The 12,942-nt window shown below is 47.4% G+C and carries 16 protein-coding genes; 5 read left to right on the forward strand and 11 right to left on the reverse strand.

Features of this window, described 5'->3' with window-relative positions; translation table 11 throughout:
- Nucleotides 1-18: 18 nt before the first annotated feature.
- From ACO0KY_RS10805 to ACO0KY_RS10830, 6 genes are all read right to left on the reverse strand, one after another.
- On the reverse strand, nt 19-990 hold the full coding sequence (locus tag ACO0KY_RS10805; RefSeq protein ID WP_423045950.1) for a M23 family metallopeptidase: 972 nt from the start codon (nt 988-990) through the stop codon (nt 19-21).
- A gap of 1 nt (nt 991) precedes the next feature.
- On the reverse strand, nt 992-1,591 hold the full coding sequence (locus ACO0KY_RS10810) for a hypothetical protein (RefSeq protein WP_423045952.1): 600 nt from the start codon (nt 1,589-1,591) through the stop codon (nt 992-994).
- Nucleotides 1,592-1,616: 25 nt separating this feature from the next.
- The gene (locus tag ACO0KY_RS10815) at nt 1,617-2,432 is read right to left on the reverse strand and encodes a tRNA-uridine aminocarboxypropyltransferase (protein ID WP_423045954.1); all 816 of its coding nucleotides are present in this window, start codon (nt 2,430-2,432) and stop codon (nt 1,617-1,619) included.
- 180 nt (nt 2,433-2,612) lie between these two features.
- Nucleotides 2,613-2,801, reverse strand: coding sequence for a rubredoxin (locus ACO0KY_RS10820; RefSeq protein WP_422994099.1), 189 nt, complete (start codon nt 2,799-2,801; stop codon nt 2,613-2,615).
- On the reverse strand, nt 2,798-2,989 hold the full coding sequence (locus ACO0KY_RS10825) for a rubredoxin (RefSeq protein WP_186912433.1): 192 nt from the start codon (nt 2,987-2,989) through the stop codon (nt 2,798-2,800). The genes ACO0KY_RS10820 and ACO0KY_RS10825 overlap by 4 nt, the downstream gene beginning before the upstream one ends.
- Nucleotides 2,986-4,182, reverse strand: coding sequence for an alkane 1-monooxygenase (locus ACO0KY_RS10830; RefSeq protein WP_423045957.1), 1,197 nt, complete (start codon nt 4,180-4,182; stop codon nt 2,986-2,988). The genes ACO0KY_RS10825 and ACO0KY_RS10830 overlap by 4 nt, the downstream gene beginning before the upstream one ends.
- Nucleotides 4,183-4,355: 173 nt before the next feature.
- Between ACO0KY_RS10830 and ACO0KY_RS10835 the strand changes: the two genes are divergently transcribed.
- Nucleotides 4,356-5,240, forward strand: a complete 885-nt coding sequence (locus ACO0KY_RS10835) for a helix-turn-helix domain-containing protein (protein ID WP_186912432.1) — start codon at nt 4,356-4,358, stop codon at nt 5,238-5,240.
- 109 nt (nt 5,241-5,349) lie between these two features.
- On the opposite strand, the gene ACO0KY_RS10840 is transcribed toward ACO0KY_RS10835, so the two are convergent.
- From ACO0KY_RS10840 to ACO0KY_RS10855, 4 genes are all read right to left on the reverse strand, one after another.
- Nucleotides 5,350-5,973, reverse strand: a complete 624-nt coding sequence (locus ACO0KY_RS10840) for a glutathione S-transferase (protein WP_423045959.1) — start codon at nt 5,971-5,973, stop codon at nt 5,350-5,352.
- Between the two features lie 43 nt (nt 5,974-6,016).
- A complete protein-coding gene (locus ACO0KY_RS10845) occupies nt 6,017-6,289 on the reverse strand; it encodes a KTSC domain-containing protein (RefSeq protein WP_423045961.1) in 273 nt (90 codons plus the stop codon).
- A 25-nt stretch (nt 6,290-6,314) separates the two neighbouring features.
- Nucleotides 6,315-6,689, reverse strand: a complete 375-nt coding sequence (locus ACO0KY_RS10850) for a nuclear transport factor 2 family protein (protein WP_422994113.1) — start codon at nt 6,687-6,689, stop codon at nt 6,315-6,317.
- A gap of 62 nt (nt 6,690-6,751) precedes the next feature.
- Entirely contained in the window at nt 6,752-7,231 is a 480-nt protein-coding gene (locus ACO0KY_RS10855; protein WP_423045963.1) for a hypothetical protein, read from the reverse strand.
- A 230-nt stretch (nt 7,232-7,461) separates the two neighbouring features.
- Between ACO0KY_RS10855 and ACO0KY_RS10860 the strand changes: the two genes are divergently transcribed.
- The 3 genes from ACO0KY_RS10860 to ACO0KY_RS10870 all read left to right on the forward strand — a co-directional run bounded on the left by ACO0KY_RS10860 (nt 7,462) and on the right by ACO0KY_RS10870 (nt 11,410).
- Nucleotides 7,462-9,435 (forward strand): methyl-accepting chemotaxis protein, encoded by a 1,974-nt coding sequence (locus ACO0KY_RS10860; RefSeq protein WP_423045965.1) that lies wholly within the window; start codon nt 7,462-7,464, stop codon nt 9,433-9,435.
- 394 nt (nt 9,436-9,829) lie between these two features.
- Nucleotides 9,830-10,612 carry a hypothetical protein gene (locus ACO0KY_RS10865; RefSeq protein WP_423045967.1) on the forward strand — a complete coding sequence of 261 codons (783 nt, stop codon included), beginning with the start codon at nt 9,830-9,832 and terminating at the stop codon, nt 10,610-10,612.
- 18 nt (nt 10,613-10,630) lie between these two features.
- Nucleotides 10,631-11,410: a DUF4239 domain-containing protein gene (locus ACO0KY_RS10870; protein ID WP_423045969.1), complete on the forward strand. Its 780-nt coding sequence runs from the start codon at nt 10,631-10,633 to the stop codon at nt 11,408-11,410.
- A gap of 124 nt (nt 11,411-11,534) precedes the next feature.
- Here ACO0KY_RS10870 and ACO0KY_RS10875 read toward each other — a convergent pair whose 3' ends face one another.
- Entirely contained in the window at nt 11,535-12,026 is a 492-nt protein-coding gene (locus tag ACO0KY_RS10875) for a hypothetical protein (protein ID WP_423045971.1), read from the reverse strand.
- A gap of 106 nt (nt 12,027-12,132) precedes the next feature.
- Here ACO0KY_RS10875 and ACO0KY_RS10880 point away from each other — a divergent pair, with 106 nt between their 5' ends.
- On the forward strand, nt 12,133-12,930 hold the full coding sequence (locus ACO0KY_RS10880) for an HNH endonuclease (protein WP_423045973.1): 798 nt from the start codon (nt 12,133-12,135) through the stop codon (nt 12,928-12,930).
- Nucleotides 12,931-12,942: the final 12 nt, after the last annotated feature.

Raw genomic sequence — 12,942 nt, forward strand, 5'->3', positions numbered from 1 at the left:
AGTTGGATGTAATTCTTGTCAATAGCCCTTCATACACTGCAAAGCGGCATCGTCAATAACACCATCTTGCGAACATTTTTTGACGCTGCGTTTAGCCTTAGATGAAGGCACGAAGTTTGCATCGTTCACACCAGTTGATAGCCATGTATGATACGTGGGCGTAATGGTATTGCTCTTGGCATTTTTGAATTGAATCGGAAATGACACAATACTTCCATCTTCATTTTTTTGTAACGCAAAATGAAGATGGGGTTCGGTAGAGAATCCACTGTTACCAGACGACGCGATTGCTGTTCCAGCCGTCACTTTCTGGCCTACGGCTACTTGCGAAGAAAACCGCTGTAAATGTAAATACAAACTCCACGTTCCGTCATCATGCAAAATTCTGATGTAGTTTGCTTTATCTTTGTATTCGGGCTCCGCTTTTCCATTGTCAGGAAATTGATTAACGTTTTCAATGACTATGCCGTCGCGCGCGGCGACCACCGTTGTACCAATAGGCATGAGAATGTCGATGGCATATTTACTCGCAAAATCATGATGAGAAAAAATCGGACCATCCGATGCTTGTGAAACTTGAAAAATCCGGTCAGATCTGAACGGAAGCATATAAATTGCACTTGTTTTGGCTTGTGCATTTGGCTGACCAATCAGATATTCGTACTTAAAATAAAAGGAATACACTTGTTGCGTATCTGCGGCCGACACTTTTACAAGTTCAAGCGTTTCACCTGCTGGTATCAAACGTGTAATCGGCCAACTCGTGCTGGAGACGATATTGTTGGCACTAGTCAAGGTCAGAGTGACTGTTATCGGAATTTGGCTCAGATTTTTCGCAATGACCGTGTCGGCATTTGCCACCTTGACTGTCTCAACGTTGATTAATGGGGTTTCGGCTCCAGAGATTTGGGGCATCAGTATGCAAGATAGAAACACACATTCCAGCATTTTAAAGATGCAGAACAGGCGACCTGGTTTTCTGATTTTCATATTAATGCTCCGCCATATAAATTACGCGTGGACAAGTTGGATCTTGCTTGGTTTGTGGACACCAGAACGACACCGTGATCGACCAGCGTTGACAAGAAATTTCTATCAAATCAGGTCGATTACCCATTCCCATATTGCAAGTCGATTGCAAAGCTTTGTCGATACTGAGTCCCTGAAAGTATCCGTAGCTACTGATTTTTTTCAGTGTAGTCACACCGCGTAATGGATCAACTGTGCCAGGACGTACGAGTAATTTGCGTTGAGCTAGTGGGACAATCGTTTCTAATTCTGCTTCACCACAACTCCATTGATTGCCATCCCGACCACACAAGGCAACGTAATACATGGGTTGACCTGCCAATTGTGCATGCGGGCGGCACTTTACATCGGCAAAATTGGCGCGGCCATTGGCCTCCATAGAGCGGGCATCAATTTCTGCTACCGCCAATCCGTGTTGAGCACCACACACCGTTTGTTCCAATTGCAGTCTTTCCTGACGCGATAACTTCGCCGGAAAACTGTCGTCACTTGCTTGCGTGGTTGAACACAACGCGGCGTAGAAAAATGCCAGGACATATCGCCACCGTTTCAGCTGTTTCATAAAGAACATACAGAAATGAGTTTGATTAGTTTTGAGGGCTATCGCAGTCAGGTTTATCTATGTTAGCACGTGTTAATCCTGTTATCGCCTGCAAACGCTGATGCAATTCATCATCCCAACTCACTTTGATTTGTTGTTTTGCACGTAAATAATGGTCACTGAACACATCCAGATAGGCATCTAGCGTCTGCGCTGCCAGCGTATCACCCGCCATGCCCAGGCATACTGCGGCGACTTCCGAAGTGCATAAATGATCATCACGTTTAGAGCGGCGTAAGCGATAACGGGATAATTGTTCCGGCGCCAGACTGAGAACCGGGAATCGCAGCAGGTAAGGACTCTTTTTAAAAATTTTGCGTGCCTCTGACCAGGTTGCATCAAGCAAAATAAACAACGGTCGTTTTTGATGAACGGTGGCGCATTCATCGCCATTCGCTTCTGGCAATAATTGATCGACGACACGTTCCGGCGCGACAAATTCTCCCGGAAACACCACATATGGCTGCCATTGCGGATCTGCTAACAGTGCTAATAAAGCAGGGTCCACTTCGGTACGCGCCCAGCCAAACGCCATGGTATCGGGCACTACATCGGCAATCAACCAACCAGTATTGCTGGGTTTCAAGGTTTCATGTTCCGCCATCAGCAGGCACACCCCAGCGCGTGTAGCAACGATGGGACGCAGATGGCATAGACAATGACTTAACACCAGTCGGCAGCCCGCACAACGCTCGCCATGCGACCCGCCACGCGCCATAAATGGCCGCGTGCTACGTAACAAGCGATTCGCGCGCAAACGTGAGACGGCGTGGGGTGGATGCGTTGGATGCGTTGGTTTCATGATGACAGCAGGGCAGGAAAGTCCTGCATTTTAGTGCAATCCTGCTGTAGCATGTGCGTCGCTTACATTTTAAAACCTTTAAGTTTTCGTGCCTTAAAACTTCGCAACGCAGAGGTACGGACGCATGGAAGTAAAAAGAATGACGTTTAAGGGGTCAATCTTCTCTTGCTTGCCTTATTCCTATTCCATTAATACAAAGTCACCTTTTGAGGCTGAACAATCTGGACAGGTCCAGTCTTCCGGAATATCTTCCCAGCGTGTACCGGGAGGGAAGCCATCTTCCGATAAGCCATATTTCTCATCGTAGACCATTCCGCAAGTGACGCAGCAGTATTGGCGGAAGACAGCAGCTTTTGTGGAAGTAATCATACATTTGCCCCTTCCTGTTTATCCTCGGTAAGGGCAATAAAGTCCGGTTTCTCACGCACAAAACATTGCGGGCACGGAAAGTCCGCCGGAATCGCTTGCCAGCGCGTGCCTGCCGGATAGCCTTCGTGCTCGCAACCGTGTTGCTCATCGTAGATATAGCCGCAGTCGGGGCATTGATAGGCGCTCATTCTGGGCTCTCTGATGTTGGCTGATGATAACGTTGGAACAGGGCGTCGCGCTTTGCCGGATCCAGGTTGACCAGATTCATGTCGCCAGCTGCCCACGCCACCACCCGATGATTCATCACCGCAAACCACAGCGGCGGAAACAGCGCCAGAAAGAACATCGCAAAATAGCCTTGCGGCAATTGCGGCACATCATCAAAATCGCGTAAGACTTGATATGGTCTGGTCGGATGGGCGTGGTGGTCGGAATGCCGTTGTAAATGAACCAAAAACAAATTCGACAATTTGAAATTACTATTCCATGAATGCTTGGGCTCACACCGTTGGTAGCGACCATTTGCCTCTTTCTGACGCAACAAGCCATAGTGTTCTACGTAGTTCGCGGAAGTCAGCTGCCACCAGCCAAATATCGCTGCCAGAAATAAATACGGCAGCAAGACTACCCCCCAGAAATACAGCATCAAACCATAAGCAACCAAAGTAAAAGCCCATTGCTGCAAAATCTCATTCTGCGGTGACCACCAATGTTTATTCTGCCGTTGCAAACGACTCGCTTCCAGCTTCAATGCCCTTACCATAGTGCCGGGTAGCTCGCGGCAGGCAAAGCGGTAAATCGACTCACCCAAACGCGCTGACGCCGGATCTTCAGGCGTAGCAACGTCTTTGTGGTGACCTTTATTGTGTTCAACGATAAAGTGGCCATAACCGCAGCAGGCGATGACCAGTTTGCCAGCCAAAGTTTGTTGACCATCGGTCACTTTGTGCCCCAATTCATGACCGATGGCGAGGCCAACACCATTCACCAATCCGGCACTCAATCCTGCTCCCAATATTGCGGGCCATGACCATTCCCAATGTGATACCACATACGCCACGCCGATCATCGCAGCCCAATGCATAGCGGTAGCGCAGTACAACACGCGGGCAAAGTAGCGATCGCTTTTTAGCAGTTCGACTTGTTCATCAGAGGGATTGGCGTGATCTTTTCCAAATACAAGATCCAGCGCCGGAATCAGCATATAGCCCACTGGCACCACACTCCAGAACCATGCGCCTTGCTGAAAATGCACTGCCGTATAAGCAGATACCAGCGGTAATGTTGGTAATACAAGCGAAATCAGATACCAGTAACGCTTATGGCTTAGCCACTTGCGTTCCAGCATATTCACCCAACGGTGATTGGTGATGGTTGTCATAAAGGTCTCCGTTATTTTTTGCTGGCGCTTTTGATGGTTGGTATATGGTCTGCCAGTATGTTCATTTTGTGCCTTTCTGTTGTTCGAAAGTGCGATAAACTGAGCCTGTTTTTATCAAAAAACGATCATTTAGTGGTCATTGAGCGATTACTCGTCGGCACATCGGAGGTGGGATGAAAGTCTGGGAAGAAGTCAGCAAAATCCTTGGCGTAAAGCCGGTTGTCAGCGCAGAAATTGGCACTCGCTCAGATGATGGTATTGCCTTGCGGGCTGAACGTTACCTGTTCCGGATGACGCAGCGCCAGATACCAGCCTTACCCGCGATGGTCTTGCTCTCACACCTGGGCGGTGGGCGCGCGCATGAAGGCCACCAACCTGAAGCTGGCTTTGATTCTATCCCTAGTTTTTCGGCGGTGATGCAAGCCAATTGTCCGACTGAATGGCTATTTGGTGGCGCCATCGATGTGGCGATTTTTTACTTTTTAGAACCGTATTCACGCAATGCGATTCGCTTACAAAATCTGATCAGCAGCACACCAACGCTTTACCCATTCAACGATGCGCTCGTCAATGCGCTGGCGCGGCAGATTGTCGATGAACTTAGCAAGGGCAGAGCGGCTGATGAGGTCTATCTAACGCAATTGAGTGCGCTGATGGTGGAGCAAAGTTGTCGTACGATAGAAGGCATGACAGGCAAAGGTATGCGCCCTGATACTTTACAAATCGGGCGTCTGGAAGCGGTTTTAAACTGGATACAAAAAAATCTGGCAGCAGAATTGCCAATTGCCGAGTTAGCACAACACGCCGGGGTCAGCGCCCCTCATTTCCGACGCTTATTTTTGCAAGCCATGAGTGTCACGCCGCATCGCTACGTTTTGCAATTGCGCTTGCAACGTGCCAGCGAGTTATTGACCCGTACCGACTTGTCCATAGAACGCATTGCTCAAGATTGCGGCTTCAGCAGCCAAAGCCACCTGACGGCGAGTTTTAAAACCGCCTACGGGGTCACGCCAGCGCGGATGAAACAGAAGGCGCGCTTGTCGCAGTTTTCGGAATGAGCGAGGGATTCACGCCAGAGCTATTTTCATTTCGCAGAGCGGGTGCGCTCCGCTCTGCTCCATCGGCGACTTCATTTGACGGGCTGGACCCGCCCTACAAATACTCCGATTATTTCGCTTCAAACTTCGTGTAATACGCCTGTACCGCAGGCAATGCAGCGATACGTTTCATGTGGGTGTTGAGTGCCGGAGCGACTTTTTCTACCAGGTCGGTCGGTACGTGATCCAAACGGCCAGAATTCAGGCCGCGTACATCCACAAACACTTTTAAATCCGCGATCGTCAAGCGGTTGTCTGCAAAGTATTCGCCGCCGCGTGCCAGCAATTGTTTTTCTAACCATTGCAGATAGACTGGCATAGAACCATTCACTAAAGCCAGGCGTGCTACCTTTTGCTCTTCGCCTGTCATACGGAAAGTAGGGCCCAGTCTGACTGTCGATTCTTCGACAACATACATCACTTCGTCGCACAGCAAAGCCTGCAATGGTTCGATTGGGTACAGGCCTGCTAACTTACCTGCGTAGCGCAAGATAGCATCGCATTGCGTGATCACCGCACCATCGATTTCCAGCAAGGGCACCTGGCCAAACGGCGCTGTTTTGCGCACCTCAGGAAACTCAGCAAAAGTAAAACGATGGTCTTCAAACGCAATGCCGCCAATCGCCAGTGCGAGTCGCACAGGTTCGCCACGACCGCCATGAAAGTCGAAATAAGTCAGTTTAAGTTGAGGCATCTTGTTCTCCTTGATGAGTGATTATTGATAATTTGTGTCGCTGTTAATCTTCTTCCTGCGGCTTGAATAAATCATCAAGCCCAGCGGGACGGGCATGAGAGCGTGTTGCAGCACGCTTACCCATAAATTCTTCTTCAATATTATCGCGGTAATAGCTCCAGGCAGAACCAGAGGTCGATAGCCGACGCCACACCTCTTGGCCGACGCCTGCATAATCAATCGCGCTGCCATCATCAAACTCGACACGCAAAAGGCGTTCGCGTGGTTCGTAGCCTATGGCGCGCAGCTTGCCGGCATTGATACGTTTCATTTCCATCGTGGTCTCCTACGCTTGAATCCGCTTACAACTCTTCACCAGGCGTTTTCTTGCCCGGGATAAAAGTGATTTTTGCAATCTTATCTTCACGTGCCTCATAAATCACAATCGCTTCCAGCACGCCCGGTCCTTCAGGCAAGGTCATGCGCACCCGCTCCTGATCGATCACGGTATTGCCCATGACCATGCGTTTCACAATCACACAATGCAACTTCTCATCGGCAAAGCGCAGCGTATAACGTTCACGCATCGTCGCTTTTCCTTGATACAACAGCGTCGCCGGGAACTCAAATACCTCAACGTCCTCCGTAAAATTGGACAGAAACGGCTCCAGAGCGCGGGCGTTGTAGGCAAGCAATTGCTGCTCAGCAGCGATTTCAGCGAGATGAGTTGTCGTCATGAATGGTTTTCAGAGAATAGTTGAAACGTTAAAAAAGGTCTGAGAGTCAGACCCAGTACAAATTATTTTGTCTTGCAAGAACTGGTTTGTGCATACACGCTAACTTGTGTATTTTTGCTGATGTCATCGTTGATTGACGCAGCGGAGTATCCGCATGTCACGTTCTCCGATTGATAACCACGCACTGAAGGTAAGTTGCCAACACCTACACCGGCTTCTACCGAGCCAGAAATTTTTTTGCGGCTTTCGTAATTACCCAGACTCTTCTCAAAATCATCATGCATCGTCTTAAAGACATCGGGTTTGACGTTGGTCGCGGGTGCGTCTTTGCTCATTTCTTTTGCAGCCTGCTTGATTACTTTTTCGTTAACTTTATCCACGTCGAGATGAATCGGCACGGGCAGTGGTGCTTCGGCAACAGATGATGTAGGGGAGGGCGTCGTTTGTGCCGATGCACTTGCACAGAAAAAGCCAAGGAACATCAGTGTGGATAGGTTTGGTAAGCGATAAAGAGGCAATATTTTTACGTGCATTAAATTCATCATTACTTCATCTCTTTCATGTGCAGTATCAATTTTTCTTGCCAGAAAAACTCAGTTCAAATGTTTCATTGATTTAAATTATATTCAATTAAATATCTTTACGTTCCTGTTTCCATTGGACAGCAACTTTCATAACAAATTCAACGACAAATAGTGCTCTTTAGAAACTTGCGTCCATATTTTCTTTGATACTATCACACCCATTTTTCAGCCAGCACGAGCCCCATGACATGTCAATAAGATTTAAAAAATATACAGAATGGACAGTCGGATCCAAACTCACGTTCATTATTACCGTCGTTTTCAGTATCATTTTGCTTTCATTTACGTCTATCGTAAATTACAACCTTAAGCAGCAGGCTGAAGCGCAAGCGATTGCGAATGTCACTGACAGAACGCAGTTTGTTGCCGACATGCTCAATTTATTTGATGCAGATTTGCGTAATCAAACCAGTGATGCCATTAAGGTATTCAAAGGTAACTTCAAAGATGGTTTTGCGCTGGATGCCAACCGCACTATTGATGTCGCGGGCGTAAGCACAACGGTACTTAAATCTGGCACGCAAGATTTGAACGGAGATTTCTCGAATACAGACCGACTCAGTAATGAGATCGGCGTCGTCGCTACCATCTTTGTCAAACAAGGCGATGAATTCATCCGCATTTCTACCTCCCTGAAAAACGAAAAAGGCGAACGCGCCGTCGGTACACCTCTCAACCATGCCAGCCCGGCGTACCCTGCGCTGACAGAAGGTAAATCCTATGCCGGCCTGGCGATGCTCTTTGGCAAACAGTACATGACGCAGTACGATCCGGTGTTGGATAGCAATGGCAAAGTGATTGCCGTCTTATTTGTCGGTAAAGACTTTACGACCGCCATTGATCAGATGAAGGCCAAAATTCGCTCGATCAAACTCGGTCAATCCGGTTACTTCTTTGCGCTCGATGCGCGCGAGGGAAAAAACTACGGCGATCTTTTACTGCATCCGACCAAAGAAGGTAAAAACATTCTTGATGCCAAAGATCAAAACGGGCACGAATTTATCAAAGAAATGTTGGAACGCAAGCAAGGCGTGGTGCGCTATCCTTGGACCAACGCAGAATTAGGCGAGACCGATGTCAGAGAAAAAGTCGTCGCGTTTTATCCCGTCAAAGGCTGGAGCTGGGTGGTCGCTGGCGGCATGTATGCCGATGAATATGCAGCAGAGTCAAATCGTACCAACACGCGCTATCAAATGATCAGCATGGTCATCATCTTGATGCTGAGTGTACTGATGTTTAAGGTCATGCGCATACGCTTAAGTACACCATTGCAACAAGTAATTTTTGCCGCCAGCAAAATGGCAAATGGTGACCTCACGGCGTCGCTTAACGTAACCCGTGTCGATGAGATTGGGCAACTCATGCACGCGATCAATGGCATCAGTAAAGGGCTGCGCGTATTGATCAATGAAGTGCATCAAAGTGCGAATATGATTGCCCACTCCGCGCAGGAAATGTCCGATGGCAATGCGGATTTGTCTGCGCGTACCGAATCACAGGCCAGTTCTCTGGAACAAACAGCCGCATCCATGGATGAGCTGACCAGCACCGTGAAGAAAAATTCTGAAGGCGCCAAACACGCCAATGAATTAGTACACGCTGCATCCGCAGTGGCGTCTCAAGGTGGCAAGGTGGTCAGTGACGTGATCGATACCATGTCGTCGATTAAAGACAGCTCCAAAAAAATCGTCGACATCATCAGCGTCATTGATGGCATCGCATTTCAGACCAATATCCTCGCCCTGAACGCCGCCGTCGAAGCCGCACGCGCAGGTGAACAAGGGCGTGGCTTTGCCGTTGTTGCCAGCGAAGTCCGCAACCTCGCACAACGCTCAGCCAGCGCCGCCAAAGAAATCGCTGCTTTGATTAAAGACTCCGTCGCCAAAGTAGAATCTGGCAACTTGTTAGCCGAACAAACCGGTAAGACCATGGGCGACATCATGAACTCGGTTGATCAGATCACCCAAATCACCTCGGAGATCTCAACCGCCAGCCAGGAACAAAGCGACGGTATCGAACAAGTCAATCAGGCGGTATCGCAAATGGACGACATGACCCAACAAAACTCCGCACTGGTAGAGCAAGCCTCCGCCGCCACCGAAACCATGCGTGAACAAGTGGAACATCTGGTGCAGTTAATTAGCGCGTTTAAGTTGAAGTAAAAAAGTAATTGCAGGCCGTACGGGTTGGATTTTTCCAAGCCGTAAGCCGCGCTAAGGACGTAGTCTGGCGCCACACATATCAAAAGTTGATCAACAGAAGCGGACAGTTCATCTCAAAGCGACTTTCTAAATTTCATTGCATCCGTTCTTCCTTTTTTTTCCGATCAAACGCATGGCAATGCGCCTTCTCATCATGAGTTCAACAAAACCGTGGTGATCGAACGCGCTTACCGGGCAGGTGCCGAGATGGTTGCAGTCTCGATCACAAAGTATTCACGGATCAAGCACATTGGAAAAAAAAGCGCCAAAAAACTTATCAATTTGTCTTGCTAAAAATGCATTTGTCCGGTATGGTGCGCACCAGAAATATTTTTAGTCTATTGCGGAGAAATTGATGCACCTTATTTACAACTTGCCAGGCCTGGTACAACTGGCTATTTTTGCTGTTGCTGCGCTGGCTTTAATGTTTGTCCAGCATAAAATCACCAGAATTTTTCTGGATAAATTTTTCTCAGGATACAAATCCGATCTGGCACTCAATATCCATACTTCGGTATCGACGACGCTGGCGCTGATCGTTGCTTTTTCATTAGTTCAGGCTGTCACCACTTTTAAGCAGGCCGATCAGGCGGTCCGGCAGGAATCGGTACGCATTAACAACCTCGATCGATTGCTGGTACGTTACGGTGGCAGCGAAGACGTCAGTGTCATTCGCGCCAGCCTCAGAACCTATGCCAATTCCATCATCAAAGATGAATGGGATGCGATGCAATCGGGTAACGAAAGCGAAACCACAAACAAACTGTTTAAACCCGTTTCCAAAGGCATCATACAGCTCAAACCAAGTAATGCGCGCGAAAATTCGATTTATAGCGAAATGGTGAAGCTAGCCGATGCACTGGCTGATTACCGTGCTGAACGGCTGGAAGCCGCTAAACTGGAAATCCCCATGATTTTCTGGGCCCTGATTTATCTGCTGCTGTTTGCCAAAAATACCTTATCCTCCTTCTTTGAACGCAGCAAAACAGCAGACATCGTGATGGCGCTGCAAATGATCTGCTTTTCCTCGTTGATCTTTTTGACCTATTACTTCGATGAACCATTCAAAGGTGAAAGCGGCATTAAACCCACCTTGATCGTGGATGTACTGGACAAAATTTCAAAAAGAACCGATTAAGGTACAAAGGAAAGCACAATGATTAGCTGGCTCTATACACTCCCTGATCTCGCCATCGTGATGATAGGCATGATTTGCGCGGCAGTGATCTTGTTTTCGTTGGAATACCTCACGCGAAAAACCCAATTTCTTTGCAAAATGTCCGATCATGAAAAAGAATTTCTGATCTCCTTGCAGTCCGGTCTGGTGGCTTTGAGCGCGGTATTGCTGAGCTTTTCTTTGGTCATGGTGCTCAATAATTTTGACAGTGCTGACAAAAACGTTTCCGTCGAAGCGAGCAAACTCGAAGAAGCCGATCGCACACTCTACCAATACAACAACAGCAGCACTATCCGCGCTGATTTGCAACGTTACGCTCAGTCCATCGTGAATGATGAATGGTCGCAATTGCAAATCAAAAAATCGTCCGCCGTCACCGCCGATTTGTTGAATAAGTACGACCTACAGTTGGGAAAACTCAATCCAGGCAACTTGAGAGAGTCCGTCATTTTTGCCCAGATTCTCAAAAATGCCAATGAACTAGCCGAATTGCGCACCAACCGTATCGAACGCGCACACCTCGGCTTGCACAGCATCTTTTGGTTAGTCAATTTGTCGATCTTATTTGGTGTCTTGCTCATTTCAGCGTTTGGGCTGGCATTAAACAGCGTTGTCACCAAAATCGGCGTCCTGCTTCAAGTCTTTGGTCTGGTCGGTTTGACCGCGATCGTGTTTATCGTTGATCAACCGTTCACGGGAAAAGTATCCGTTACCGCGGAACCGATCGTGAAAACCATCGAGGCGATGAAACTCCGCTAACTGAAGAAAAAATTGCCGCGGTACCAGACCACCGCGGTTTAGAAAAAAAAGCAGCGCCCAGATAACACTGCTATCTGATCGCTGCCCATCTCAAAAGTCGATCAACAAAAGATGGCAGCTAAATTCAGCGCGACTTTCTAAATTCCATCGTATCAGCTTTCACTTTTTCAATATCAAACGCATGGCAATTCGCCTTCGCATCATGCAAGGCGTGATGGTCTTTTAGCTGATTATCGATAAAGTACATCTGCAACGCCACCTTATCCAGATACGGATAAATATTCTTACCCCGTAACCAAGACGGCACCTGATAATCTAACGCATGGCAGAACAGCCGCCAGTCACCATCATAATCAAAACAAATCACCGGCGCCTGCTCCGCAAATTGCTCCAGCCATAAAACGAGCCGTGTTTTAAGCTCCGCCACAGAACACTGCGCCCCCGGCACCTTCCCCAATTGCGGCACAATATTCGCCACCACAAAATCATTACACTTCGCCAGATTCACCGGCAACTCCGCATAAAACTCATACCGCCCACACTCAGACACCAAACCTATGCTAATGAGTTCGGTATCTTTGAAATCGGTGAATTCTGTGTCGATGAAGATGAGCATGAGGGCTTTCTTTTGAATTTGAATAGTTTTCTTTTCTGAAGTCGTTAAATTATTAAAATAACCAGGTTATGATGGCACAAACTAAAATCTTTAGGAATGTAAATCGATGAGCGAAAAGTCAAATCATTGGACTAGGGAACAATTGTTGGTTGCATTTAATTTGTACTGCCAATTACCTTTTGGTCGGTTTCATAGCCGTAATCCGGATATTATTCGCCTCGCTGCGCTGATAGGTCGTACTCCATCAGCCCTTGCAATGAAATTAGTCAACATTGCAAGCCTTGATCCACTTATTACCGATACTGGCAGGGTAGGACTTAAGGGATCATCAAAATTGGATCGGGCAATGTGGGACGAAATGCAAAATGATTGGAATTCTTTCGCGATGCAAAGTCAGACTATAGTTGATAACTTAGTTGAGTCAAGTCAGCCATTGCTCGAAAGTGCCATCACTACAGAATTAGGAATTGTCGAAGATGAATTGGACTACTTTGCCGAAACAAAATTAGCGCAGACAAAAATTCGTGTAGGTCAAAATTTCTTTCGCCGCTCCGTATTAAGTGCATATTCTGGACGTTGCTGCATTACTGGTTTGTCGCATCCAAGTTTATTGGTCGCTAGTCACATCGTACCTTGGAAATCTGATAAAAATAATCGCCTCAACCCGCGCAATGGTTTATGTCTTTCTGCGCTGCACGATAAAGCGTTTGATCAAGGGCTTATCACAATCACGCACGACTACGAAGTCAAGGTTTCCTCTTCTGCTAGAAAATTAGAGAAGAATAAATTTACATCTGAATGGCTATTAGATTTAGACGGCAAGAAAATTTCTTTGCCTGAAAAATTTATACCTTCAAACGAATTTATTTCTTGGCATAACGAGCATATATTTTTGTCGAATTAAATATTGATTTTC

Origin of the sequence: Undibacterium sp. Dicai25W, assembly GCF_049340505.1 — a bacterium.
GTDB classification, from domain to species: domain Bacteria; phylum Pseudomonadota; class Gammaproteobacteria; order Burkholderiales; family Burkholderiaceae_D; genus Undibacterium; species Undibacterium jejuense.